Source organism: Curtobacterium citreum, from assembly GCF_006715175.1.
Lineage (GTDB): Bacteria > Actinomycetota > Actinomycetes > Actinomycetales > Microbacteriaceae > Curtobacterium > Curtobacterium citreum.
Genome location: NZ_VFMQ01000001.1, coordinates 45,105 through 71,004, shown reverse-complemented (window position 1 = coordinate 71,004; position 25,900 = coordinate 45,105). Strand labels below are relative to the sequence as shown.

The following is a 25,900-nucleotide window of genomic DNA, read 5'->3' as shown; positions in this document are numbered from 1 at the left end:
GACACTGCAATGACCACCGCGACCGACGCGCCGGAGACGACCACCGCCTCCAGGCCGACCACCTCGTCCGCCTTCGGACCCCGACAACTGGCGGCGGGCCTCCCGGGTGCCCTGCGCAAGCTGGACCCGCGCCTGATGTGGCGCAACCCCGTCATGTTCATCGTCGAGGTCGGTGCCGCGCTCACCACGGTGACCGCCTTCGTCGAGCCGTCCGTCTTCACCGCCGCGATCGCGGTCTGGCTCTGGCTGACCGTCGTCTTCGCCAACCTGGCCGAGGCCGTGGCCGAGGGCCGTGGCAAGGCCCAGGCCGACACCCTGCGGAAGACCCGGTCCACCACGAGCGCGCAGCGCGTCCGTGGGTACGACGCGACCGGCGACCCCGCCGCCCTGCACGCCGAGACCGAGGAGCTCGCCTCCGTCGACCTCGCCAAGGGGGACGTCGTGGTCGTCGTGGCCGGCGAGGTCGTCCCCGGTGACGGCGACGTCGTCGACGGCATCGCGAGCGTCGACGAGTCGGCCGTCACCGGTGAGTCCGCGCCCGTCATCCGCGAGTCCGGCGGTGACCGCAGCGCCGTGACGGGCGGCACCCGGGTGCTGTCCGACCGGATCGTCGTGCGGATCACCTCGACCCCCGGCGAGACGTTCATCGACCGGATGATCCGCCTGGTCGAGGGTGCTGCGCGGCAGAAGACGCCGAACGAGATCGCGCTGAACATCCTGCTCGCGTCGCTGTCGATCGTGTTCGTGATCGTCTGCCTGACGATGCAGCCCATCGCGGGCCTCGTCGGCGCGACCGTCAGCGTGCCGGTGCTCATCGCGCTGCTCGTCTGCCTCATCCCGACCACCATCGGCGCGCTGCTCTCCGCGATCGGCATCGCCGGCATGGACCGGCTCGTGCAGCACAACGTCCTGGCGATGTCCGGCCGTGCGGTCGAGGCCGCCGGTGACATCACGACCCTGCTGCTCGACAAGACCGGCACGATCACGTACGGCAACCGCCAGGCCTCGCGCGTGGTGCCGGTCCCCGGGGTGCCCGAGCGCACGCTGCTCGAGGCCGCCGCGCTGTCGAGCGCCGCGGACAGCACCCCCGAGGGACGCTCGATCGTGACGCTCGCAGCGGCCGACGGTGTCACGCCGGGCAACCCCGCCGGGGCGACCGAGGTGCCGTTCACCGCGCAGACCCGGATGTCCGGCCTCGACCTGGCCGACGGTGCGCAGATCCGCAAGGGTGCCGCGGCCGCCGTGCTCGCCTGGGCCGGGGATGCCGATCCCGCGGTCGTGGCCGCGGTGGACGCCACCGTCGCCGAGATCTCCGACCAGGGCGGGACGCCGCTCGTCGTCGGACGCCGGGACGCGTCCGGCGCCGTCGCCCTGCTCGGCGTCGTGCACCTGAAGGACGTCGTCAAGGACGGCATGGCAGCCCGGTTCGCCGAGCTCCGGAGCATGGGCATCCGCACGGTGATGATCACCGGCGACAACCCGCGCACCGCGAAGGCGATCGCCGCCGAGGCCGGTGTCGACGACTTCCTCGCCGAGGCCACCCCGGAGGACAAGCTCGCGCTCATCAAGCGCGAGCAGGAGGGCGGCAACCTCGTCGCGATGACCGGTGACGGCACGAACGACGCCCCCGCCCTGGCGCAGGCGGACGTCGGCGTGGCGATGAACACCGGCACCACCGCCGCGAAGGAGGCCGGCAACATGGTCGACCTCGACTCCGACCCGACGAAGCTCATCGACATCGTCCGGATCGGCAAGCAGCTGCTCATCACCCGCGGCGCGCTCACCACCTTCTCCATCGCCAACGACGTCGCGAAGTACTTCGCGATCATCCCGGCCATGTTCCAGGCGGCGTTCCCCGGCCTCGCGGCGCTCAACATCATGGGGCTGCACAGCCCGTCGTCCGCGATCCTGTCCGCGGTCGTCTTCAACGCCCTCGTCATCGTGGCGCTCATCCCGCTCTCCCTGCGGGGCGTGCGCTACCGGGCGGCCTCCGCGTCGTCCGTCCTCGGACGCAACCTGCTCGTCTACGGGCTCGGCGGCGTCATCGTCCCCTTCGTCGGCATCAAGCTGATCGACCTCGTCGTCGGTCTCATCCCGGGGTTCTAGTCCAATGGCATCCGTACGGTCCACCTTCCGCTCCACGGGCGTGGCGATCCGCCTCACCCTCCTGTCCACCGTCGTCCTCGGCGTCGCCTACCCGCTCGCGGTGTGGGGCGTCGGCCAGGCCGCCTTCCACGACCAGGCGAACGGCTCGATGGTCACCGACTCGTCGGGCAAGGTCGTCGGCTCGTCCCTCATCGGGCAGTCGTTCGACGGCAAGGACGCCGACCGGTGGTTCCAGTCGCGTCCGAGCGCCGCGGGCGAGAAGGGCTACGACGCGAACGCCTCGTCCGGCTCGAACCTCGGCCCGTCGAACCCCGACCTGACGAAGGCCGTCGAGGAGCGCCGCGCCGCGCTGGCGAAGGCCGACGGGGTGTCCGCCGCGGACGTCCCCGCCGACGCGGTCACGGCGTCCGGCTCCGGGCTCGACCCCGACATCAGCCCGGAGTACGCGCTCCAGCAGGTGTCCCGGGTGGCCTCGGCCCGCGGCCTGTCCGCCGACGCCGTCCGCAAGCTCGTCGACGACCACACCGAGTCCCGGCAGCTCGGGTTCCTCGGCGAGCCCGTCGTCAACGTGCTCGAGCTGAACCTGGCGCTCGCCGCGACGCGCTGAGCGTTCCCGATGGCACCGTGCGTCGCACCCCGGTCCGGACGTCGCACCCCGCAGTGTCGGGGTGCGGTGTCCGGACCGGGGTGCGATCCACGAAGGACGCACCGCACAGCGGAGCACGCACCGAACAGCGAGAGGATGACCCCGTGAAGCGAGGCAAACTGCGGGTCCTGCTCGGCGCGGCCCCCGGCGTCGGCAAGACGTTCACGATGCTCGAGGAGGGGCACCGCATGCAGGCCGAGGGCCGCGACGTGGTGGTCGCCGTCGTCGAGACCCACGAGCGTGCCGCCACCGCCGCCCTGGTCGACGGGCTCGAGGTCGTCCCGCGCCGGATCGTCGAGCACCGCGGGGTGTCCCTCGACGACATGGACCTCGACGCCGTCGTCGCCAGGGCCCCCGACGTCGCCCTGGTCGACGAGCTCGCGCACACGAACGCCCCCGGCAGCCAGAACGAGAAGCGGTGGCAGGACGTCGAGGCGCTCCTCGCCGCGGGCATCAGCGTCATCTCGACCGTGAACATCCAGCACATGCAGTCCCTCGGCGACGTCGTCCGCGAGATCACCGGCACGGTGCAGCGCGAGACCGTCCCGGACGCCGTGGTCCGCGCCGCCGACCAGATCGAGGTCGTGGACCTCGCCCCGGCGTCCCTGCGCGAGCGGCTGTCGGACGGGCTGGTCTACCCGGCCGCCCGTATCGACGCGGCCCTGTCGAACTACTTCCGACTCGGCAACCTCACCGCCCTGCGCGAGATCGCCCTGCTCTGGCTCGCCGACGAGGTCGACGACGCGCTCAAGGCCTACCGCGCCGAGCACGGCATCGACCACCGCTGGGAGACCCGCGAGCGCGTGCTCGTCGCCCTGACCGGCGGGCCCGAGGGCGAGACCCTGCTGCGCCGCGGTGCCCGCATCGCGGCCCGCAGCGCCGGCGGCGAGCTCGCGGCCGTGCACGTCACGACGAACGACGGGCTCCGCGTCCGGCACCCGGGCGCCCTCGGCAAGCAGCGCACCCTGCTCGAACAGCTCGGGGGGACGTACCACCAGGTCGTCGGCGACGACGTGCCGACCACCCTGGTCCGCTTCGCGAAGTCGATCGACGCGACCCAGATCGTCATCGGCGTCAGTCGGCGCACACGGCTGGCCGCCGCCATCACCGGCCCCGGCATCGGCAACACGGTCATCCAGGAGTCCGGCGACATCGACGTGCACGTCGTCACGCACGAACGGGCCGGCGGCGGGTTCGCACTGCCGAAGCTCGGCGGCAGCCTGTCCCGGGCCCGGATCGCCGCGGCGTTCGTGCTGTCGCTCACGGTCGGGCCGCTCCTCACCTGGCTCCTGTCGCGCACGAACGACCCGGACTCCATCACGGTGGACGTGCTCGCGTACCAGCTGCTCGTGCTCGTCGTGGCCCTGGTCGGGGGGATGTGGCCCGCCGTCTTCGCCGCGGTGCTGTCCGGGCTGAGCCTCGACTTCTTCTTCGTGCAACCCCTCTACCAGGTCACCGTTCAGCAGCCGTGGCACCTCGTGGCCCTCGTGATGTACGTGATCAGCGCCGTGCTCGTCAGCTTCGTGGTCGACCGGTCCGCGCGCCGGAGCCGTGCGGCCCGTCGGGCGGCGGCCGAGTCGGGGCTCCTCGTCGGGATCGCCGGCAGCGTCCTCCGCGGCGACGACGCCCTGCAGGCGCTCCTCGACCGGACGCGCGAGGCGTTCGGGTTCACCGGCGTGCGGATCCGGCAGGGCGACGAGGTCCCGGCCACGTCGGGCACGTTCGCGGGCGCGCCGGACGCGACCACGAGCCTCCCGTCCGGTGCCGTCCTGGAGTTCTCCGGTGCCCCCGACGACCCGACCCAGCGCCGACTGCTGCGGGTCGTCGAGCAGCAGCTCGACGCCGCCGTCGAGCACCGCGAGCTGACCCGCACCGCGGTCGACGCGGAGCGCATCGCGGCCGCGGACCGGGTACGGAGCGCCATCCTCGCGGCCGTCGGCCACGACGTGCGGCGGCCGATCGCGGCCGCGTCGGCGGCCGTGCAGACGCTGCACGCCGCCGACATCGAACTGTCCCCGGCCGACCGGGAGGCCCTGCTCACCACCGCCGACGAGAGCCTGCGCCAACTCGCCGGTCTGCTGGCCGACCTGCTCGACGTGAGCCGCGTGCAGGCCGGGGTGCTCGCCGTCACGCCGCTGCCGACCGCCCTCGAGACGGTCGTCGCACCCGCCCTCGACGAACTCGAGCTCGGACCGGACGACGTCGACCTCGACCTGCCGGGCGACCTGCCGCCCGTCCTCGCCGACCCCGTGCTGCTGCAGCGCGTCGTCGTGAACCTGCTCGCGAACGCGAGCCGCTACGCGCCGGACGGCACCCGGGTCCGCGTCGCCGCGAGCGCCTTCGGTGGCGGGGTCGAACTCCGTGTCGCCGACCGCGGACCCGGCATCCCCGAGGACCGACGCGACGACGTCTTCCAGCCGTTCCAGCGGCTCGGGGACACCGACAACGAGACCGGCCTCGGGCTGGGACTCGCGCTCGCACGCGGGTTCACCGAGGGCATGGGCGGCACGATCGAGGTCGACGACACCCCCGGCGGGGGCCTGACCGTCGTCGTGCGGCTGCCGATCGCCGGACACCTGGGAGTGGATGTCAAGTGAGCACCAAGGTCCTCATCGCGGACGACGACGCGCAGCTCGTCCGTGCGCTCTCCGTGACGCTCGCCGCCCGCGGGTACGAGGTCGCGACCGCCCGCGACGGCCGTGCCGCGATCGACGCCGTGATCACCGAGCGCCCGGACATCGTGATGCTCGACCTCGGCATGCCGCGGCTCGACGGCATCGGCGTGCTCGAGGGCATCCGCGCCTGGTCCCAGGTGCCCGTCCTCGTGCTCTCCGGGCGGACGGACTCGTCCGACAAGGTCGACGCACTCGACGCCGGCGCCGACGACTACGTGACGAAGCCCTTCCAGATGGACGAGCTGCTCGCCCGCCTCCGGGCCCTCGGCCGCCGGCAGGCCACCGCCGCGGCGACCGCCGGTGCGACCCCGACCGTGGTGATCGGGGAGCTCGTGGTGGACCTCGTCGCGAAGCAGGTCACCCCGCCATCCGGCCCAGCGATCCGGCTGACGCCGACCGAGTGGCGGCTCCTCGAGGTGCTCGTGACGAACCCCGGGCGGCTCATGACCCGCGAGATGCTCCTGACCGAGGTGTGGGGTCCGACGCACGGGAACGACTCCGGGTACCTGCGCCTCTACATGGCGCAGCTGCGGCGGAAGCTCGAGCCGGAGCCGTCGCACCCGCGGTACCTGGTGACGGAGTCGGGGATGGGGTACCGGTTCGCGCCGAACGGAGGTGGGGGCCTTCCGTCCTGAACTGCGCCCGACGCGCGTCGGCGCCGCCGACGTCCCGGACCTCCACGCCTTCCTGACCGCGTGCGACCTGATGGTCGCCGGGCTCGCCGAACCAGCGGTCCGCCTGTGGGTGGTCCGGGACGCGGCCGGCTCCGTCATCGCCTCCACCGGGTCCGAGACGGGGTCGAACGGGAGGCACGTCCTCCTCCGCAGCGTCGCCGTCGGTCCGGCGCTCCGCGGCGCCGGAACGGGGACGGCGCTGGCGCGGTTCGTGATGACGGCCGCGGCGGCAGCGGGCGCGCGGCGTGCGTGGCTGTTCAGCCGCCGGTCCGGCCCGTTCTGGCAGGGGCTCGGGTTCGCGCCCGCCGACCGCGAGGAGCTCGCCACCGTGCTCGCGGGTGCGACCCAGGTCGAGCTGTTCCGTGCGAGCGGACAGCTCGGGCGCGAGGTGGCGTGGAGTCGCCCGCTGGGGCGGCGGGAGGTCTTTCGGTGCAGCTCGTGCCCGGCCGGAGTCGTGTCTTGATGCCCGATCGTGGAGCAGGTGCCCTCGGGTCGGAGGGCACCTGCTCGTGGTTCTCGGCGTCGGTGACGTGGTGATCAGCTGGGGAGGCCCTACCGCGGTGATCGGCGGCGGGCTGGAGCGACGGCCGGCAGAGTCGCCGCGGCAGCAGCGATCGCGAGGGTGGCGAGCCCGGTGCCGACGGCGATCGATGGCCCCGCGGACACTGCCCAGGTCGCTCCTCCGAGCGCTGTCGCGGCCCCGGCGCCGTACATGAGCGCTGCCGGGACTCTTCGGCAGCGGGACCGGGCCCAGTTGTTGCCGGGCCTGATCAGCCGCGGTGGGTACACCATGAGGATCACGAGGATCACCCAGGCGAGGCTGTAGGGCGTTCCGAGGGCATCCCGGGCAACGTCGAGCGCGGTCACGGCGACGGCAACGCCGAACCCGGCGATGCTCAGCGTCAATCCCAGGCGGGTGGGTGGCACGACTTGCTGATTCGACATGGTGAGCCTGCTCCCGTTCCCTACTTCCGGCAGTTGACGATCACCGGGTAGGGCGGGCCTGCGGAGATGACCTTCTGGAGCGCGATGCACCTGCCTGCGTTGTGCGCTCGCTTGGTCATGTCGACCACGATCCCGGTGGCGATGCCGCAAGCCCATGCTGCCGGCCCGCAGGCGGCCGCGATGATCGCCGAGACCGTTGCGAAGGAGCCAGTCGCCATGTAGGCGGTGTCGGCCTTGGAGTAGATGAGCGTGCAGTGGATCAAGTTGCACTCGAGCGTCGGGTGAGCCACGTAGACACGGTTCGACGGTCCGGTCGTGGACTGGCTGAGTTCGACCGTCGTCCGGATGGATCCATCTTCGTAGGTCCGCGTCGTGACCATGCCAGCCGCTTCCTGTGTCTCGACAGAAGAGATCGGCACCGACGAGCTGAGCTCCGAGTCGAGGGAGTCGCCGGCACGGAGCTTGCTGATCAAGCGGTCCTCGATCGACGTCGAGAGCCCGGCTTCTCGGATGGTCGCGCGGATGCGGTCCTCCTCTGCCGGTGCGATCCGGCTCGGTGCGGCGTTCGCGGGTGCTGCCATCAGGGACGTTGCGATGATCGCGGCAGTGATCGCGAAGACGCTGGTGAGGAGCGAAGGACGTGAGCGACTCATGTCAGCCTTTTCTTCGGCCTGCTGGCCATTGGTCGGGTCGGCCTCGTTGCCGACGACCCCAGCCTGACGACTGGTATCTGGAATGTCAACGGCGGCCCCGCAGCTGCGTGTGTGCCCGCTGCGCGTGCCCGGCGATCCCTTAGGCGCGTCCAAGGCAGCAGCGGGCGTCCGCGAACCTGTGCGCCGCACGCTCGGGGCATGACCGAGACGATCCCCGCCGAGCGACCGCGCCTGCTCCCACCTCCCACCCGTCCCCACGGCGTCCGGGACCGCCTGGCCGGTCTCGTCCGGGGCCGGGCCGACGCCGCACGGTGGGAGCGTCCGGCGTTCCTCGGCCTGCTGTTGGCGACGGGTGTGCTCTACGTCGTGAACCTCAGCGTGAACGGCTGGGCGAACGCGTTCTACACCGCGGCCGTCCAGGCGGGCAGCCAGAGCTGGGAGGCGTTCTTCTACGGGTCCTCCGACGCCGCGAACGCGATCACCGTCGACAAGCCTCCGGCGTTCCTGTGGGTGATCGGCATCTCGGTGCGGCTGTTCGGACTGAACTCCTGGGCGGTCCTCGTGCCGCAGGCGCTGATGGGTGTCGCGTCGGTCGCGGTCCTGTACCGGATCGTCCGGCGGCGGTTCTCGGCCGGGGCCGCGCTCGTCGCCGGGGCGGTGCTCGCCACGACGCCGGTGGCGACGCTGATGTTCCGCTACGACAACCCCGACGCGCTGCTCGTGCTGCTGACCGTCGGCGCGATCGCCCTGACCCTGCGCGGGGTCGAGTCGGGTCGGATGCGCTGGGTGGTCTGGGCCGGGGTGCTCGTCGGGCTCGGGTTCCTGACGAAGCAGCTGCAGGCGTTCCTCGTGCTCCCACCGCTCGTCGGTGTGTACCTCGTCGCGTCGCCCCGGCCGGTCCTCCGGCGGATCGGGCACCTGCTCGCCGCGGCGCTCGCCGTCGTGGTGTCCGCCGGGTGGTGGGTCGCGATCGTCGAGCTCGTGCCGGCATCGGCCCGGCCGTACGTCGGCGGGTCGCAGACGAACAGCTTCCTCGAGCTGACCTTCGGCTACAACGGCCTCGGTCGGGTCACGGGCGACGAGACCGGCAGCGTCGTCCCCGGCGGAACCACCGGCGCTGGGTCGTGGGGGTCGACCGGGCTGACGCGGCTGTTCGGCTCGGAGTTCGGCACGCAGGTCACCTGGCTCCTGCCGACCGCGCTCGCCCTGCTCGTGGTCGCCCTCGTCGCGGTCGGGATCCGGCGGCGGACCGACCCGCGGCTCGCGACCGTGCTCGTGCTGGGCGGGTCCCTGCTCGTCACGGGCCTGGTGTTCAGCTTCATGGGCGGGATCTTCCACCCGTACTACACGGTGGCCCTCGCGCCGTACATCGCCGGACTGGTCGGCATCGGCGCGGGACTGCTCTGGCAGCGCCGGAGCGAGCTCGCCTGGCGCATGGTCGCCGCGGCCGTCGTCGCGCTCTCCGGAGCGTGGTCGTTCGCCCTGCTGTCCCAGGCGTCGTCGTGGCAGCCCTGGATCCGGTGGGTGGTCGTCGCCGCGGCGCTCGCCGGGGCGGTGCTCGTCCTGCTGCCGCCGCGGGGCAGGGGTCTCGCGGGTGCCACGGTCGCCACCGTGCTCGTCGCGGCGCTGCTCGGCCCGACGGCGTTCTCGGTGCAGACCACCACGGTCGGGCACACCGGGGCGCTCCCGACCGCCGGGCCGAGTGTCTCGTCGGGTGGCTTCGGCGGCGGCCGCGGCGGTGCCCCCGGTGGCCAGGGCGGACCCGGTGGCCAGGGTGCGCCGGCGGGCACCGGTGGTCCGGGTGGCCAGGCGGCCGGTGGCGTTCCTGGCAGCCAGACCGACGGCCAGGCGGCTGGCGGCCAGGCAGCCGGTGGCCGACCCGGTGGCACGACGAGCGGGGGGATGAACCTGCTCGGCGGGTCCACCGCGGTGTCGGACGCCGTGGTCTCCACCCTGAGCGCCGACGCCGACGACTACACGTGGGCGGCCGCGACGGTCGGGTCGAACAGCGCCGCCAGCTACCAACTCGCGACGGGCGATCCGGTGATGGCGATCGGTGGCTACAACGGCACCGATCCCGCCCCGACCCTGGCGGAGTTCCAGCGGCTCGTCGCGGCGGGCAAGATCCACTGGTTCGTCGGCGGCAGCTCGGGCACCGGGAGCGCGAACAGCAGCGGGAGCGACGCCGCCGAGCAGATCGCCGAGTGGGTCGCCGCGCACTACGAGGCCGAGACGGTCGACGGCGTCACGATGTACGACCTCACGCCGACCTCCTGACCCCGACGGGCCGCCCGGGTCCCGCGCGGCCTGATCGGTGGAGCAGAAGACGTCGGGTCGCCCCGGGCTCACCCGACGTCTTCTGCTCCACCACGGCCCGGGGCATCCAGGACGGTGCGGCGGTGGCGGGCGGTACCGTCGAGCCGTGACGATCGCGCTCCGCCGGGTGACGGCCGACGACTGGGCCACGTGGCGCCCCGTCCGGCTCGCCGCCCTCACCGACGCCCCGGAGGCCTTCGGCTCCCGGCTCGCCGACTGGCAGGACGCCCCCGAGGCCCGCTGGCGCGGCCGACTGTCGCTGCCGGGCGCGGTCGACCTGCTCGCGATCGAGCACGACCGGTCACCCGAGCAGGCACCGCAGCGCACGCCCGACCCTTCGCCCGGCCGCCCCGTCGGCATGGCGACCGGCGTCCCGTCCGCAGAGGACCCCGCGGTCGCCGAACTCACCTCGATGTGGGTCGCCCCGGAGGCCCGCGGCCACGGCATCGCCCGTCGGCTCATCGACGCCGTCGCCCGAGCGATGGCCGAGCACGGTGCCGCTCGCCTCGAGCTCTCCGTGATGCCCGACAACCACCGCGCCCGACGGACCTACGAGCGCGCCGGCTTCACGCTGACCGATGCTCCGAGCGACGAACTCCCGGACGGACGGCACGAGCTCGTGATGGTCCGCGAGCTCGCAGCCGAGCGCACCCTGATCGCCTACGAACGCGGAGCCGATCGCTACGCCGAGCGCACCGACGACCACCGCGCGGGCCTCGTCGACGACCTGCTGGCCCTGGTCCCCACGGGGTCGCAGGTGCTCGAGCTCGGGTCCGGCCCGGGTCGGGACGCGGACGCCCTCGAGGCCGCAGGTCTCAGCGTCGACCGCACCGACGGCGCCGCCGCCTTCGTCGACCGTCTCCGGGCGGCCGGACACGACGCGCGCCTGCTCGACGTCCGAGACGACGACGGCCCTCGCGACGCGGGCGGGTGCCCGACGCCCTGGGGCGGCCCGTACGACGCCGTGTTCGCGAACGCCGTCCTGCTGCACGTGGACCGGGACGACACCCGCCCCGTGCTCGACCGCGCCCGCCGCGCGGTCCGCCCCGGTGGCGTCCTCGCCGCCACGGTCAAGCGCGGCGACGGCGACGGGTGGAGCGACCGCAAGCTCGACGATCCCCGCTGGTTCACCTACTGGACCGAGGACGCCCTCGCCGCCGTGGTCACCGCCGCCGGTTGGTGCGGGGTCACCGTCCGCGAGACCACCCGTCCCGGCGCCGACGAGCGCTGGCTGACCGTCACGGCCCACCGGCCGGAGGAGGACTGACCGTGCACCGTGCCCGCAGGTGGACCGCCTGGACCCTGGCCGTCGTCGTGCTGCTCGCGGTGGTGTTCCTCGTGTACGCGAACACCGTCATGCAGGGCACCCGGAGCGCTGCGCTGCAGGTGTGGCGCGACGACCGCGTGGCGGTCCGTGACGTCGGCGACGCCGTGCTGATGACCCCGACCGGCACCGCGGACGGGACCGGCATCGTGTTCATCCCCGGCGCGAAGGTCGATCCGTACGCGTACATGGCGACGTTCCGGCAGGTCGTCGCCGCGGGGACGACGGTCGTCATCACGAAGCCGACGCTGAACCTGGCGTTCTTCGACACCCGCCCGCTCGCGACGTTCGAGGCGCACGCCCCGCGCGTCACGACGTGGGCCGTCGGCGGGCACTCCCTCGGCGGTGTCCGTGCGTGCCAGCTCGCGCAGGACGCCGACGGGCTGCTGCTCCTCGGCAGCTACTGCGCGAACGACATCGCCCGCTCGTACATCGACGTCCTCAGCGTCTCCGGGTCGCGGGACGGGCTGTCGACGCCGGACAAGGTCGCCGCTGCGCGCGACCAGCTGCCCACCACCGCGCGGATGGTCGAGGTCCAGGGCGCGAACCACGCCGACTTCGGCGCCTACGGCGACCAGCCCGGCGACCGGCCGGCGACGATCTCGCGTGCCGAGGCGCGTACCCAGATCAGCGCGGCGATCGAGGACTGGGTGGGCACCCTGCACGGACGCACCCTGCGCTGACGAGACCGCAGGCGGTGACCGGATGACGGACTGGAGGCACGGTGCCAGCGGACACCGCGCCTCCAGTCGGTCGTCCACGCACCCGGGTGCGCGTTCCTGCCCATCGCACCCGACATGAGAGACCGATCCGCGCGTCGGAGGACGGAAGGAACGACGACCGACGCGCAGAACGGCACCCGATGCGCGGAACGGCAACCGTCGCGCGGATCGGCACCCGGTGAACGGTTCTCCACAGCTCCCCGGCGAGCCTGGGTGTCCGGGCTGGAGCGGTCCTAGACTCGATCCGAGCCGAACCGACCACCGCGAGCAGAGGATCCCCGATGACGACGCCGGACCGGCGCACCCCCGCGCGACTCGCCGACACGCGAGCGCTCCTGTTCGACCTCGACGGCGTCCTCACGCCGACGGCCGATGTGCACATGCGCGCCTGGAGCCGGCTGTTCACCCCGTACCTGGCCGCACACGGCGTCGCGGCGTACACCGAGCAGGACTACTTCGACTCGATCGACGGCAAGCCCCGCTACGACGGGGTCCGCTCGTTGCTCGCCTCGCGAGGGATCGAGCTGCCCGAGGGCACCCCGGACGACGCCCCCGACGCCGACACGGTGTGCGGGCTCGGCAACCGCAAGAACGCCGAGTTCACCGCCGAGCTGACCGAGCACGGCGTCGAGCCGTACCCGGGCTCCCTGCGCTTCCTGACCGCCGCGATCGACGCCGGGGTGCAGGTCGCCGTGGTGTCGAGTTCCGCGAACGCCACCCAGGTGCTCCGCACGGCGGGCATCCTCGACCGCTTCCCGGTCGTCGTCGACGGGCTCGTCGCGCGGCAGGACGACCTCGCCGGCAAGCCCGCGCCGGACACGTACCTCGACGCCGCGGAGCGCCTCGGACGGACCGCCGCCGAGTGCGTCGTGGTCGAGGACGCCACGAGCGGCGTCGAAGCCGGCCGGAACGGTGCCTTCGGCCTGGTCGTCGGCGTCGACCGCGGCGCCGGTGCGGATGCCCTCCGCGCGCACGGTGCCGACGTCGTCGTCAGCGACCTCGACGAGCTCGTCGACCAGCTCCCCGCCTGACCACGCGACCCCATCGCGACACCACCCCACCCACCCCGCACTCCCTCCCACGGAGCACACTGCATGAACCCCATCACCTCCGACCCCCTGGACCGCGTCCGCTACCCGGTGGACGAGTGGGCGCTCGTCGAGACCGAGTACGCCCCCGACGAGCAGGGCGTCGCGGAGACGAACTTCGCCGTCGGCAACGGGTACCTGGGCCTCCGCGGCAACCTCGACGAGGGCCGCGGCGGCGTCCAGTACGGCACGTACGTCAACGGCTTCCACGAGACGTGGCCGATCCGACACGCCGAGGACGCGTTCGGCTTCGCCAAGACCGGGCAGACCATCATCAACGCGCCGGACGCCAAGGTGATCCGGCTCTACGTCGACGACGAGCCGCTCGTCCTGGCCGAGGCCGACATCCTGCGGCACACCCGGCGCCTCGACTTCCGCGGCGGGTACCTGTACCGCGAGACGGAGTGGTCGACGCCGTCCGGCAAGCGGGTGCTCATCCGCTCCCGCCGGCTGGTGTCCTTCACCGACCGGCACCTCGCCGTCATCGAGTACGAGGTGACCGTGCTCGACGCGGACGCCTCGCTCCTGCTGTCGAGCCAGATCCTGAACCGGCAGGACGTCCAGGACGAGTACCACGCGGGCATGCGCGCCGCGGCGAACGCCTTCGACCCGCGCAAGGCCGAGGCGTTCACCGAGCGGGTGCTCGAGCCGAAGCTCAAGCGCAGCACCGCCGGCCGATCCCTGTTGGGCTACCAGGCCGCGAGCTCGGGCATGACCATCTGCGTCGGGGTCGAGCACCACCTGGAGACCGACAACCACTGGGACGAGAGCTCCTCGATCGAGGACGACCTGGCCAAGCACGTCTACCGGGTGCAGGCCCGCCGTGGTGTCCCGACGCGGCTGGTGAAGCACCTCGTCTACCACACGTCCCGCGGCGTGCCGGCGCGTGAACTCGGCGACCGCTGCGACCGGACGCTCGACCGGGCGCGCGCCGAGACGGTCGACCAGACGTTCGACAAGCAGCGCGCCTGGATGGACGACTACTGGACCCGCAGCGACGTCGAGATCCCCGGGCAGCCGGAGATCCAGCAGGCCGTCCGCTGGAACCTGTTCATGCTCGCGCAGGCGACCGCTCGGACCGACGGGCACGGCATCGCGGCGAAGGGCGTCACCGGGTCCGGGTACGGCGGGCACTACTTCTGGGACATGGAGATCTACGTCCTGCCGTTCCTGTCGTACACGGCACCGATCGCCGCCCGGAACGCGCTGCGCTTCCGCTACAACATGCTCGACGCCGCCCGCTCCCGGGCCCGCGAGCTGAACCAGCGCGGGGCCCTGTTCCCGTGGCGGACGATCAACGGCGAAGAGTCCAGCGCGTACTACGCCGCGGGTACCGCGCAGTACCACATCGACGCGGACATCGCCCACGCGCTCATGCAGTACGTGCGCGCCTCGGGGGACCGCGACTTCCTCAAGCGCGGAGCGATCGACATCCTGGTCGAGACCGCACGGCTGTGGGCCGACCTGGGCTTCTGGCGTTCGAACGGCGACAAGAAGTTCCACATCGACGGCGTCACCGGGCCGGACGAGTACACGACGGTCGTCGACGACAACCTCTACACGAACGTCATGGCCCGGGCGAACCTGTGGTTCGCCGTCAACGCCTGCCACGAGCTCGCCGTCGACGACCCGGAGGAGTACGGCCGCATGGTCCGGCGCACCGGACTCGACCCGGCCGAGGTCGTCGAGTGGGAGCACGCCGCCGAGTCGATGGAGATCCCGTTCGACCCGCACCGCGGCATCCACCCCCAGGACGCCCAGTTCCTCGACAAGGAACTCTGGGACCTCGAGAACACGCCCGACTCCAAGCGCCCCCTGCTGCTGCACTACCACCCGCTGGTCATCTACCGGTTCCAGGTGCTCAAGCAGGCGGACGTCGTGCTCGCGCTGTTCCTGCAGGGCCACGAGTTCACCGCGGCCGAGAAGCGCCGGGACTTCGACTACTACGACGCCCTGACGACCGGCGACTCGACCCTGTCCGCGGTCGTCCAGTCGATCATGGCGGCCGAGGTCGGGTACCACGACCTGGCGGCGCAGTACTTCCAGACGGCGCTGTACGTCGACCTCGCCGACCTGCACGGCAACACCGCGGACGGCGTGCACATCGCCTCGACGGGTGGCATCTGGGGTGCGCTCGTCAACGGCTTCGGCGGTATGCGCGACCACGGCGGACGGATGTCGTTCAACCCGCGCCTGCCGAAGGACTGGGACCGCCTGACCTACCGCCTGACGGTGCACGGCTCGCGGATCCGCGTCGACCTCGAGGAAGAGCAGATGACCTTCACGGTCGAGACCGGCGACGGCTTCACCGCGTGGGTCCACAACCAGCAGTGGGAGGTCCCGGCCGGCGAGCCGACCGTCGTCCCGCTGCCGCACCACGGGCCGCGGATGAGCGGGCACGCGCCGACGACCAGCGACATCCAGGGCACGCTGCGGGCGGACGGCTCGGTCATCACCGCGTCGATCCCCACCATCTCGCTCGACCGCGCGTTCGAGATCGACGAGACCACCGCCTGACGACGGCCGGCGCGACGGCGGCCGGCACGACGGCGGCCGGACCGGAGGCACGGTGCGGGTCCGTCCCGCACCGCGCCTCGTCCGTCGTGTCCGGCTGGCAACGCCCCCAGCCGTGCCCGGGCACCGTGGTCCCCCGTGCCCGCCCGGGCCGACGGCGTCTCCTGCGGCACTGACCGTGCAACGAGAGGAGACACACATGGACGAGCGGTTCGCACGCAAGGTCGCGATCGTCACCGGAGCGGGATCGGGGATCGGGGAGGCCACCGCGCGCGCCTTCGTCGACGAGGGCGCCGCCGTGCTCCTGGTGGACAGCGTCGAGGAGAAGGTCCGGGCCGTCGCCGACTCGCTGCCGCCGGGCCGCGCGGTCGCCGTGCGCGCCGACGTGGCCGACCCGGCAGCGTGGGAGACGATCGTGTCCGCAGCGGTCGACCGCTGGGACCGGGTCGACGTCCTCGTGAACAACGCGGGGACCTTCACCTCGGGCGACATCACCGACATCGAGCCGGACGAGTGGCGCCGGGTCATCGACACGGACCTGTCGAGCGTGTTCTACGGCACCCGTGCGGCGCTGCCGTTCCTCCGCGAGACGAAGGGCTCCGTCGTCAACACCTCGTCGGTGTCCGGGATGGACGCGGACTGGCGGATGAGTCCGTACAACGCGGCGAAGGGCGGCGTGACGAACTTCACGAAGGCCGCGGCGCTCGACAACGGGCAGTTCGGCGTGCGGGTGAACGCCGTCGCGCCCGGGCTCGTCTGGACGGACATGACCCAGCAGCAGGCGGAGGACGAGGAACTCCAGCACGCGTTCGCCGAGCGGGTGTCGCTCGGTCGCGGTGGGCGGCCCGAGGAGGTCGCCGCCGTGATCCTGTTCCTGGCGAGCGACGCCGCGAGCTACGTCACGGGAGCCGTGCTGCCCGTCGACGGTGGCACGACCGCGAGCAACGGGCAGCCCGCGCAGTCCTGACCGCGGCGGGTCACAGGAGCTTCCGGAGGGTGTTCGTGTTGCGGGTCGTCGTCGTGCGCTTGAAGCGTGCGGCGGCGGCCCGCTTCGCGAACGCGGTGTCGGTGCTGGAGCCCTTCGGGCACGACCAGTACACGACGCCGTCACCCCGCGCGACCCGCTCCGTCGACTCGTCGACGATCAGGTCCACGAGCAGGGCGTCGAGCGCCGGGGCCGCTGAACCGAACACCACGTAGTCGTGCCGGTCGGGACCGGACGGGAACGGGAAGTCGTCGACGATCGCGGCGAGCCGACCGTGCGGGACGAGCACGATCCAGGCGTCGTAGCCGAACCGGTCGCGCAAGGCCTGCTCGACGGCGCCCGTGACCGTGGCAGCGTCCCCGTCCGCCGTGAACACGACGTTGCCCGACGCGAGCACGGTGCGCACATCCTCGTACCCGAGCTCGCGGAACAGCGCCGCGAGCTCCGCGCTCCGGATCGTGATCCCGTTGACGTTCACCCCGCGCAGCAGCGCGACCCACCTGGCCATGTCGGCACCGTAGCGCGCGCGACCGACGCGGGGCGATCCTCCTGTCCGATCCACAAGAAGTGTTGCGCAACGATTCTTGTGGATCTATCGTCGAGTCATGGACGTCCAGCGACTCGACGACGCAGCCCACATGCGGGCGCTCGCCCACCCGACCCGGCTGCGCATCGTCGGGCTGCTGCGCTCCGGCGGTCCGCAGACCGCCGCGATGCTCGGGGAGCAGGTGGACGAGGCGCCCGGGACGATCAGCTACCACTGCGGACGACTCGCGACCGCCGGCTTCATCGAGCCCGCTCCGGAACTCGGCACCGACCGACGTGAGCGTTGGTGGCGGGCCACGGCGCAGCACACGTCGTGGAACCTCGCCGACGCGTTCGACGACCCCGACCGGATGCTCGCGGCCACGGCGCTCGACCACACCGTCGCCCAGGCCTACGCCGACGAGTACCGGGCGTTCATCGACCACGTCCCGGCACTCGGCCGCGAGTGGGTCGCGGCCTCGAACAGCGGCGACCGGGTGCTCCGGCTGACGGTGGACGAACTGCGGGACCTCGGCGCCGAGCTGCAGGGCGTGCTCGACCGGTGGGAGGCCGTCAGTGTCGACCACGTGGCGGGCGACGGCTCCGAGCGTGTGACGGCGGTCGTGCAGAGCTACCGGTCGGCACGGCCGTGAACGCGCGGTGGCGGCTGCGGTCGCTCCTCGCGGTGCAGGTCGTCTCGCGCACGGGCAACGTCGCGACGACCATCGCGGTGCCGTTCGTGGTGCTCTCGCGCGGTGGGTCCGCGACCGACGTCGGCATCGCGGCGTTCGCGGCGACGGTGCCGATCGTGCTCGGCGGGGCGTTCGGCGGCGTGCTCGTGGAGCGGTTCGGGTTCGTCCGGTCGAGCGTGGTGTCGGACCTCGTCAGCGCGGTGACCCTCGCCGCGATCCCCCTCCTGGCCGGGACGGTCGGGCTGCCGTCATGGGGACTGCTCGTGCTCGTGTTCCTCGGCGGGTTGTTCGACACTCCGGGGGAGTCCGGGCGGCGGGTGCTCCTGCCGGGGCTCGCGACGGCCGCGGGCATCCCGCTCGAACGGGCGGTCGGGCACTTCGAGGCGTCCGTCCGGTTCTCCGTGCTGCTCGGTGCGCCCGCTGCCGGACTGCTCGTCGGCGCCGTCGGACCGCTGCCTGCGCTGGCGGTCACCGCGTCGGTCTTCGCGGCGGCGGCGGTGCTCGCGGTGCTGACGCTCCGCGGTGCGACGGTGCACCCGGCGCCGGACGCGGCGCCGGCCGAGCCGTCCGCGGGCTACTGGCGGGACCTCGGGGCCGGGCTGCGGTTCTGCGTGCGGGACCCGCTGTTCCGGCTCGTGATCGCGCTCGTGCTCGTGACGAACCTGCTCGACGCCGCGCGGTCCACGGCGCTGCTCCCGCTCTACGCCGACCGGGTGCTCGACGGCGCGCAGTCGCTCGGCATCGTCAGCGGGACCTTCGGCGGGGCGGCGTTCCTCGGGTCGCTCGCGTTCGGGTACGTGGCGCACCGGGTGCCGCGCCGGATCACCTTCGTGGTCTGCTTCGTGCTCGCCGGCGGTCCGTCGCTCGTGGTGCCGGCACTCGGGCTCGGGCTGCCGTGGGTGCTCGGTGCGTGCGTGCTGTCCGGGTTCGCGGCCGGGGCGCTGAACCCCATCCTCGGCGCGGTCGAGCTCGAGCGGATCCCGGCGCCGATGCGGGCCCGGGTGTTCGGGTTGCTGTCCGCGGGGTCGTGGGCGGGCATCCCCCTCGGCGGGCTCGTCGGCGGGATCGCGGCGGACGGCATCGGCGTGACGGCGACGTTCGGGATCGTGGCGGTGGTCTACACGGTGGTCACGCTGTCGCCGTTGCTCGGGGGGTCGTGGCGGTTGATGGAGCGGCGTGCGGCCGAGCCCCCAGCGCGGCTGCCGGTGCCGGTCTCGACTCCGTCGGCGTGAGGCGGAGCGGGGCTGTGCCGGGCCGGCTGCGCTCCGCACAACCGGAAGCACGGCGCACCACGGACTCCCGCGGCGCGGCGTGCTTCCGGTTGTGCGGGAGCACTCCGCACCACCGGGCGCCGACCCGCTCGGAGTGCCCCGAGCATCGCTCCGGTAGACGGGGTGCATGACTGACGAGCGATACGACGACGGCCAGGGTCCCGACGACGCGCACCAGGTACCGGAGGGGGTGTCCGAGGCGACCGTCGAGGCCCTCGGCACGCTGTCGGCCGCCCTCGAGGTGCTCGAGCACGCCCGTGGCCTGCTCTACGGGTTCCACCGCTTGACGGGGACGGCGGACCTCAACCTCGGGGACGCCGTCGAGCAGCTCCGGAAGGCGGGTCACACCGAGCTCGCGGAGCGGATCGACACCGAGCTGGTGGGGCGGAACGTCATCGACGGGCGGTGGACGTTCCAGATCGTCGAGGACTACGACGACAACTACTACGCGCTCGCCAAGGAGCTCGAGCAGACCGCCCGCGACCAGCTCGTCGGTGGGAAGCGCCACCTGTACGAGGCGAGCATGAAGGAGGACCGGCGCACGGACGGCCGTCGCCGCCACGAGGCCAAGCCGGCGGACCTGCGGGACTGATCCCGAGCCTCCAGGCCGGTCGGTCCCTTCGCGAAACGCAACGTGGGCGGCTCCGCACAGCGGAATGTCGCTGCGAGGAACCGCCCACGTTGCGTCTTGCGGGACGAGCGGGAACGAGCCGGGACGAACCGGTGAGCCGGCCCTGCTACCCCACCCCGAGCAGGGCCTCGAGCGGGCCGCGCGCGAAGTACAGCAGGAAGCCCGCGGCGACGACGTAGAGCAGCCACGAGACCTCGCGCCCGCGGCCGGACAGCAGCTTGATGAGCACCCAGCTGATGAAGCCCGCGCCGATGCCGTTCGCGATCGAGTACGTCAGCGGCATCACGACGATCGTCAGGAACGCCGGCAGCGCCGCCCCGAAGTCCGTCCACTCGATGTCCTTCACCTGCGCCACCATGAGCGCACCGACGACGACGAGTCCGGCGGCCGCGACCTCGAGCGGCACGACCTGCGTCAGCGGGGTCAGGAACATCGACGCCAGGAACAGCAGCCCCGTCACGACCGAGGCCATGCCCGTGCGGGCGCCCTCGCCGATGCCCGACGCGGAGTCGATGAACACCGTGTTCGACGACACCGAGGCACCACCGCCGGCGATCGCCCCGGCACCCTCGACGACGAGCGCGGACTTCAGGCGCGGGAAGGTCCCGTCGGGCTTCGCGACCCCGGCGGCCTTCGCCAGCCCGGTCATCGTGCCCATGGCGTCGAAGAAGTTCGTGAACACGAGCGTGAAGACGAGCATCGACGCGGCGACCGGACCGATGCGGGTGAACGCCCCGAACACGTCCGCGTGCCCGACGAGCGACAGGTCCGGCAGCGCGAAGAACGCACTCGGCAGCCCCGGTGCGTTGAGGTTCCACCCGGTCGGCGAGTCCACCGAGGTCGGGACCTTGAAGATCGCCTGCAGGATGATCGCGACGATCGTCGTGCCGATGATGCCGATGAGCAGCGCACCCTTGACCTTGCGCGCCATGAGCGTGCCGATGACGACCAGGCCGATCAGGAACACGATCGTCGGCAGGGCCGCGACGGAGCCGTCCTCGCCGAGCTGCAGCGGCGGCGACGCGTTCTTCGTGGTGCGCACGAAGCCCGAGTCGACGAGCCCGATGAAGGCGATGAACAGGCCGATGCCGACCGTGATCGCGGCCTTGAGCTGCGCGGGCACCGCCGTGAAGATCATCGTCCGGATGCCGGTCAGCGCCAGGATGACGATCACCACGCCGTTGATGACGACCAGGCCCATCGCCTCGGCCCACGTCACCTGGTGCACGACGCTCACGGCGAGGAACGAGTTGATCCCGAGCCCCGCTGCGATGCCGAACGGCAGATTCGCGACGAGTCCCATCGCGATCGTCATGACCCCGGCCACGAGGCCGGTGGCCGCGGCGACCTGGGCGTTCTGCAGCCAGCCACCGAGGACGTCGTGCGGTGCCTGGTCCTGGCTGAACCCACCGAGGATGAGCGGGTTGAGGATGACGATGTACGCCATCGTCACGAACGAGACGAGGCCACCACGGACCTCGCGGGGGATGCTCGACCCGCGCTGCGTGATCGAGAAGAAGCGGTCGAGGCCGGATGCGAAGCGGTTCCGGGGCGGGGTGTCGGTCTGCTGGGCGCTCACCGAAGGAGTTTACAGAACGCTGGGAGTGCGGCGGGTCGCGCTGGTACGGCGGTCACCGATCCGGTCGGGAGGCGCGCCCCACCTGGACGGGGTACGGCACCCCGGGTGCCGGGTCGCGTTCTGCGGCCAGACACGGTGTTGGATGAACAGGTGAACGAACGTCTGGACCGCGCGCGCATCGAAGCCGCCGTGCGCGAGCTCCTCCTCGCCGTGGGCGACGACCCCGACCGCCCCGAGCTCGAGCGGACGCCGGCCCGCGTCGCCGACTCCTACGCCGAGTTCTTCGCCGGCATCGGGGTCGACGCGACCGCGATCGCCCTGGACGGCGCCGTGCACTCCGAGGACGGCGAGCGCGGCCAGCTCGTGGTCGTCCGCGAGGTCCGGTTCCGCTCGATGTGCGAGCACCACCTGCTGCCCTTCATCGGGGTCGCGCACCTGGCGTACGCGCCGGGGGAGCAGCTCATCGGCCTCGGCACCCTGTCCCGCGTCCTCGACGCCGTGGCCTCGCGCCCGCAGCTGCAGGAGCGGCTCGGCGAGCAGGTCGCGGCGGCCGTGGCCGAGGGACTCGACGCCGCGGGCGTGCTCGTCGTGCTCGACGCCCGGCACCAGTGCGTCACCGCGCGGGGCGAACGGCAGTCGGGGTCGTCGACGGTGACCGTCGCGGCGACCGGCAGCCTCGCCGAGGCCGCGGGCCGTGCCGAGGCGATCGCGCTCATCGGCGCGGGCCTCGGCGCTGCCGCGGGTACCGGGAACGACCACGGGGCGGACGCATGACGACCGAGCAGCCGGCCACGAGCCTCCCGGCCGTGTCCACCGCACCCGGCTGGGTGGTGCCGGACCTGCGCGATCCGGTCCGCACCATCGGCCGCCGCGCCTTCGACTTCGACCACCGCGTCGCCGTCATGGCGATCGTCAACCGCACGCCGGACTCGTTCCACGACAAGGGTGCGACCTTCGCGCTCGACCGGGCCGTCGAGGCGGCGGTGCGCGCCGCCGACCAGGGTGCCGACTGGGTCGACATCGGCGGCGTGAAGTTCGCCCCCGGCCCGGAGCTGTCCGCCGCGGACGAGCTCGACCGCGTCCTGCCGGTCGTGTCCCAGCTCGCGCAGCAGTCCGACGTCGTCATCTCGGTCGACACCTTCCGACCCGAGGTCGCGGCGGCGACGATCGCGGCCGGCGCCAGCGTCGTCAACGACACCACCGGACTCTCCGACCCGCGGATGGCGTCCGTCGTCGCGGACTCCGACGCGACCATCGTCATCACGCACTCGACCGCCCCGCCCCGGCAGCACCTGCCGGAGCCGCCGACGTACGCGGACGTGACCGCCTCGGTGGTGACGTTCCTGCAGGAGCGCGTGGACCGGGCACTCGCCGCGGGCATCCCCGAGTCGCGGATCATCGTCGACCCGGGGCACGACCTCAACAAGAACACCGTGCACACGCTCGAGGTCACGCGGCGCCTGCCCGAGGTCGTCGCGCTCGGCTACCCGGTGCTCGCCGCGGTGTCGAACAAGGACTTCGTGGGCGAGTCCCTCGGACGCCCCCGTGGTGAGCGCCTGCCGGGGTCGCTCGCCGCGGCCACCGTCAGCGCGATGCTCGGCGCCCGGATCGTCCGGATGCACGACGTGGTCGAGAGCGTCGACGCCATGCGCATGGTCGAGGCGGTCCTCGGCTGGCGCGAACCCGTGGAAGCGAGGCACAACACGTGACCGTCCTGCCCCCGTCCGTCGCGGACCTGTCCGACGACGACCTGCTCGAGCTCTACACCGCCTCCGTGCCCGAGGGGCCGTGGCTGCGCGTGAACTTCGTGGCGACGCTCGACGGGTCGGCCTCCGCCTCGGGCCGCACCGCTTCGCTCGGCGGGGACGACGACCTGCGGGTGTTCGACCTGCTCCGCCGGACCGCCGACGTGGTGCTGGTCGCCGCGGGGACCGTGCGCGACGAGGAGTACGGCCCGATGGTGCTGCACGACGCCGATGTGGCGTGGCGCCGGGCGCACGGGATGCCCGACCACCCGGTCTTCGCGATCGTGACGAACTCGGCGTCGATGGACGCGTCGTCGCGGGTCTTCACCGAGGCGCCGGTGCGGCCGATCGTGCTGACCTCCGGATCGGGAGCCGCGTCGTCGTCCGGGAAGGCCCTGGCGTCCGTCGCGGACGTGGTGGAGTGCGGCTCCACCGCTGTGGACGTGGATGCGCTGCGGGACGCCCTGGCCGCGCGGGGGCTGGACCGGATCCACTGCGAGGGCGGGCCGTCGTTCCTCGGGGCGCTCGTGGCGGCCGACGCGGTGGACGAGCTGACGCTGACGATCGACCCGTCGCTCGAGGGCGGGGAGGGGCCGCGGATCGCCACCGGGTCCTCGCCGGAGCTGCGGCGGATGCGGCCGGCGCACGTGCTGCTCGGCGACGGCGGGGTGCTGCTGACGCGGTGGGTGCGGGCGCGGGGCTGACGCGGTGCGGCGCGCGGGTCGCGCGGGCGGGGCGGCGTGGTGCCGAGTCTCGCGCTGGCGGACACGACTCGCGCTCCGGGACGCGAGTCTCGTCCGCCAGGCCGAGTCTCGGCGCGGCTAGGGTCGACGGTGTGATCGACGTCGTGGTGTCCGGGGTCCTGTTCGACATGGACGGGACGCTCGTCGACTCGACCACGGTGGTCGAGGCCGCGTGGGGTCGCTTCGGCGCCGAGCACGGCATCGACCCGGCCGAGATCCTCGCCTTCTCGCACGGTCGGCAGACGATCGACACCGTGCAGCGCTTCCTGCCGCACCTGTCGCCGGAGGACCAGCGCGCGATCGTCGCGACGATGATCGCCGCCGAGATCGACTCCACCGACGGCATCGTCGAGGTCCCCGGCGCCGCCGCCTTCGTCCGGCGCCTGCTCGACGCGGGGGCCCCGATCGCGCTCGTGACGAGTGCCCCGCGGGACCTCGCCGTGAAGCGCATGGTCGCGGCCGGGGTCCCCGTGCCCGACGCCCTCGTGCCGTCGGAGGACGCTGAGCGGAGCAAGCCGCACCCCGAGGGGTACCTGCGCGGTGCCGCCCTGCTCGGGCTCCCCGCCGAGCGGTGCCTGGCGTTCGAGGACGCCCCCGCCGGGGTCGAGGCAGCGCTCGCGTCGGGCGCCACCACGGTCGTCGTCGGGACCCTCTCGGCGCCGGTGACCGAGGGGCTGCCGCGCATCGCGGGGTACGACGGGCTCACGGTCGAGCGCGAAGGGGCCGCTTTCCGCGTCCGCGGCTGAACGTCGGCTCCGGACTGCGAACGCGTCCAGCGCTCCCCGACGACGGTGGTCGTTGCGGTCAGGACCCTCGACCGCAGGTGTGGCCGGACGATCCCGGCCCGGAAGGAGCGACCATGGCAGCCCTCGACGGCAAGAAGATCCTCGTCATCGCGACGAACTACGGCGTGGAGCAGGACGAGATCGTCGTCCCCACCGACCAGCTCCGTGAGCGCGGTGCGGACGTGACCGTCGCCGCGCAGGAGTCGGGCTCGATCGAGACCCTCGTCGGCGACAAGGACCCGGGCAAGTCGGTGTCCGTCGACACCACCATCGGCAAGGTCAGCGGCGCGGGCGACTACGACGCGCTCGTCGTCCCCGGCGGCACGATCAACGCCGACACCATCCGCCAGGACAAGGACGCGGTCGCACTCGTCAAGGCGTTCGCCGAGGCCGGCAAGCCCGTCGCGGCGATCTGCCACGGCCCGTGGACGCTCATCGAGGCGGGCGTGGTCTCCGGCAAGACGATCACCTCGTTCCCGTCGCTCCAGACCGACGTGCGGAACGCCGGTGCGGAGTGGGTCGACCAGGAGGTCCAGGTCGACGGCGGCCTCATCACCTCGCGGAACCCCGACGACCTGCCCGCGTTCGTCGACGCGATCGAGCAGGCGCTCACCGCCTGACGCCGCCAGCACGCGGTTCAGGGCAGCGGCACGGGGCGGGTCGTCCGGAGCACCGCGGGTCCGAGGGTCAGCACCCCGTCGGACTCCGGGTCGCACCGGACCCCGCCCCGTCCCCGCATCGCACGGAACGCCCCCGGTGCGACCTCGTGGTCCATCCAGGCGCACGGGTTCGCCGGGCGGTACCCGCGGAACAGCACGGGCTCCTCGCCGGGGACCTGGAGCGAGAATGGCTCCCCGCGCAGCGCCTCCACGTCCGCGCCGCGGAGCACCACGTTCCGCCGGGTCGCCGCCGGGTCCACCGCCGCGCCGAGGGAGCGGGCGACCTCCTCGAGCCCCTCGACGCCGATGACCGTCACGGTGGCGTGCACGTGGGCCCGGGCGGCGAAGTACCGGTCGCCGACGATGCCGAGTCCCGCCCGGAGCTCGATCCGATCGCGGAGCTCGGGACCGTCGGCCGGCAGCGCCCCGTCCGCCGGGCGCCCCTCGTAGCGGTGCCGGGGTGACGCGAGGAGCAGGACGACCTCCACGGGTGTCTCGACGCGCAGGTCCTCGGCCACGCGCCCACCGTAGTCGTCGTGGCAGTGGCGAGCGCTCCAGCGGCCGTCGCTGCCGTGTCCGATTCCCGCCAGTCACTGTCGCCGGCCCGTGTCAGGGTTGCCGC

General features: G+C 72.8%; 24 protein-coding genes. 19 read left to right on the top strand and 5 right to left on the bottom strand.

Annotation, left to right across the window (positions count from 1 at the left end; genetic code table 11):
* Positions 1-9 precede the first annotated feature (9 nt).
* From kdpB to FB462_RS00295, 5 genes are all read left to right on the top strand, one after another.
* Entirely contained in the window at positions 10-2,106 is a 2,097-nt protein-coding gene (gene kdpB, locus FB462_RS00315) for a potassium-transporting ATPase subunit KdpB (protein ID WP_058740721.1), read from the top strand.
* Between the two features lie 4 nt (positions 2,107-2,110).
* Positions 2,111-2,713, top strand: coding sequence for a potassium-transporting ATPase subunit KdpC (gene kdpC / locus FB462_RS00310; protein ID WP_114849299.1), 603 nt, complete (start codon positions 2,111-2,113; stop codon positions 2,711-2,713).
* 143 nt (positions 2,714-2,856) lie between these two features.
* On the top strand, positions 2,857-5,349 hold the full coding sequence (locus tag FB462_RS00305) for an ATP-binding protein (protein ID WP_141859418.1): 2,493 nt from the start codon (positions 2,857-2,859) through the stop codon (positions 5,347-5,349).
* Positions 5,346-6,062, top strand: a complete 717-nt coding sequence (locus FB462_RS00300) for a response regulator (protein ID WP_058740724.1) — start codon at positions 5,346-5,348, stop codon at positions 6,060-6,062. The genes FB462_RS00305 and FB462_RS00300 overlap by 4 nt, the downstream gene beginning before the upstream one ends.
* Positions 6,043-6,564 carry a GNAT family N-acetyltransferase gene (locus FB462_RS00295; RefSeq protein WP_229666843.1) on the top strand — a complete coding sequence of 174 codons (522 nt, stop codon included), beginning with the start codon at positions 6,043-6,045 and terminating at the stop codon, positions 6,562-6,564. The genes FB462_RS00300 and FB462_RS00295 overlap by 20 nt, the downstream gene beginning before the upstream one ends.
* Before the next feature lie 89 nt (positions 6,565-6,653).
* On the opposite strand, the gene FB462_RS00290 is transcribed toward FB462_RS00295, so the two are convergent.
* A complete protein-coding gene (locus FB462_RS00290; RefSeq protein WP_141859416.1) occupies positions 6,654-7,046 on the bottom strand; it encodes a hypothetical protein in 393 nt (130 codons plus the stop codon).
* A gap of 20 nt (positions 7,047-7,066) precedes the next feature.
* Positions 7,067-7,852 (bottom strand): hypothetical protein, encoded by a 786-nt coding sequence (locus FB462_RS00285; RefSeq protein ID WP_141859413.1) that lies wholly within the window; start codon positions 7,850-7,852, stop codon positions 7,067-7,069.
* 45 nt (positions 7,853-7,897) lie between these two features.
* Here FB462_RS00285 and FB462_RS00280 point away from each other — a divergent pair, with 45 nt between their 5' ends.
* The 6 genes from FB462_RS00280 to budC all read left to right on the top strand — a co-directional run bounded on the left by FB462_RS00280 (position 7,898) and on the right by budC (position 16,630).
* Positions 7,898-9,976, top strand: a complete 2,079-nt coding sequence (locus FB462_RS00280; protein ID WP_141859411.1) for an ArnT family glycosyltransferase — start codon at positions 7,898-7,900, stop codon at positions 9,974-9,976.
* A 145-nt stretch (positions 9,977-10,121) separates the two neighbouring features.
* Positions 10,122-11,282, top strand: coding sequence for a GNAT family N-acetyltransferase (locus FB462_RS00275; protein ID WP_141859409.1), 1,161 nt, complete (start codon positions 10,122-10,124; stop codon positions 11,280-11,282).
* A 2-nt stretch (positions 11,283-11,284) separates the two neighbouring features.
* On the top strand, positions 11,285-12,022 hold the full coding sequence (locus FB462_RS00270; protein WP_141859407.1) for an alpha/beta hydrolase: 738 nt from the start codon (positions 11,285-11,287) through the stop codon (positions 12,020-12,022).
* A 320-nt stretch (positions 12,023-12,342) separates the two neighbouring features.
* On the top strand, positions 12,343-13,092 hold the full coding sequence (locus FB462_RS00265; protein WP_141859405.1) for an HAD family hydrolase: 750 nt from the start codon (positions 12,343-12,345) through the stop codon (positions 13,090-13,092).
* A 63-nt stretch (positions 13,093-13,155) separates the two neighbouring features.
* Positions 13,156-15,666 (top strand): glycoside hydrolase family 65 protein, encoded by a 2,511-nt coding sequence (locus FB462_RS00260; protein ID WP_141859403.1) that lies wholly within the window; start codon positions 13,156-13,158, stop codon positions 15,664-15,666.
* A gap of 196 nt (positions 15,667-15,862) precedes the next feature.
* Positions 15,863-16,630 (top strand): meso-2,3-butanediol dehydrogenase, encoded by a 768-nt coding sequence (gene budC / locus FB462_RS00255; protein WP_141859401.1) that lies wholly within the window; start codon positions 15,863-15,865, stop codon positions 16,628-16,630.
* 10 nt (positions 16,631-16,640) lie between these two features.
* On the opposite strand, the gene FB462_RS00250 is transcribed toward budC, so the two are convergent.
* Positions 16,641-17,156, bottom strand: coding sequence for a DUF1697 domain-containing protein (locus FB462_RS00250; RefSeq protein WP_141859399.1), 516 nt, complete (start codon positions 17,154-17,156; stop codon positions 16,641-16,643).
* Positions 17,157-17,253: 97 nt separating this feature from the next.
* Between FB462_RS00250 and FB462_RS00245 the strand changes: the two genes are divergently transcribed.
* From FB462_RS00245 to FB462_RS00235, 3 genes are all read left to right on the top strand, one after another.
* Entirely contained in the window at positions 17,254-17,826 is a 573-nt protein-coding gene (locus FB462_RS00245) for an ArsR/SmtB family transcription factor (protein ID WP_141859396.1), read from the top strand.
* On the top strand, positions 17,823-19,097 hold the full coding sequence (locus tag FB462_RS00240; RefSeq protein ID WP_167509947.1) for an MFS transporter: 1,275 nt from the start codon (positions 17,823-17,825) through the stop codon (positions 19,095-19,097). The genes FB462_RS00245 and FB462_RS00240 overlap by 4 nt, the downstream gene beginning before the upstream one ends.
* A 166-nt stretch (positions 19,098-19,263) precedes the next feature.
* On the top strand, positions 19,264-19,728 hold the full coding sequence (locus tag FB462_RS00235; RefSeq protein WP_141859391.1) for a hypothetical protein: 465 nt from the start codon (positions 19,264-19,266) through the stop codon (positions 19,726-19,728).
* A 145-nt stretch (positions 19,729-19,873) separates the two neighbouring features.
* Here the strand turns inward: FB462_RS00235 and FB462_RS00230 are convergent, their stop codons facing one another.
* Positions 19,874-21,346 carry an NCS2 family permease gene (locus FB462_RS00230; protein ID WP_058740738.1) on the bottom strand — a complete coding sequence of 491 codons (1,473 nt, stop codon included), beginning with the start codon at positions 21,344-21,346 and terminating at the stop codon, positions 19,874-19,876.
* Positions 21,347-21,496: 150 nt separating this feature from the next.
* Here FB462_RS00230 and folE point away from each other — a divergent pair, with 150 nt between their 5' ends.
* The 5 genes from folE (at position 21,497) to FB462_RS00205 (ending at position 25,239) form a co-directional block, all read left to right on the top strand.
* A complete protein-coding gene (gene folE, locus FB462_RS00225; RefSeq protein ID WP_141859389.1) occupies positions 21,497-22,120 on the top strand; it encodes a GTP cyclohydrolase I in 624 nt (207 codons plus the stop codon).
* Positions 22,117-23,055, top strand: a complete 939-nt coding sequence (gene folP, locus FB462_RS00220; protein ID WP_141859387.1) for a dihydropteroate synthase — start codon at positions 22,117-22,119, stop codon at positions 23,053-23,055. Before folE ends, folP begins: the two co-directional genes overlap by 4 nt.
* Complete coding sequence (locus FB462_RS00215) at positions 23,052-23,795, top strand: pyrimidine reductase family protein (protein ID WP_229666842.1); 744 nt, start codon at positions 23,052-23,054, stop codon at positions 23,793-23,795. The genes folP and FB462_RS00215 overlap by 4 nt, the downstream gene beginning before the upstream one ends.
* A gap of 131 nt (positions 23,796-23,926) precedes the next feature.
* Positions 23,927-24,580: an HAD-IA family hydrolase gene (locus FB462_RS00210; protein WP_141859385.1), complete on the top strand. Its 654-nt coding sequence runs from the start codon at positions 23,927-23,929 to the stop codon at positions 24,578-24,580.
* 113 nt (positions 24,581-24,693) lie between these two features.
* Positions 24,694-25,239: a type 1 glutamine amidotransferase domain-containing protein gene (locus tag FB462_RS00205; protein WP_141859383.1), complete on the top strand. Its 546-nt coding sequence runs from the start codon at positions 24,694-24,696 to the stop codon at positions 25,237-25,239.
* Positions 25,240-25,256: 17 nt separating this feature from the next.
* On the opposite strand, the gene FB462_RS00200 is transcribed toward FB462_RS00205, so the two are convergent.
* A complete protein-coding gene (locus FB462_RS00200) occupies positions 25,257-25,796 on the bottom strand; it encodes an MOSC domain-containing protein (RefSeq protein ID WP_141859381.1) in 540 nt (179 codons plus the stop codon).
* Positions 25,797-25,900: the final 104 nt, after the last annotated feature.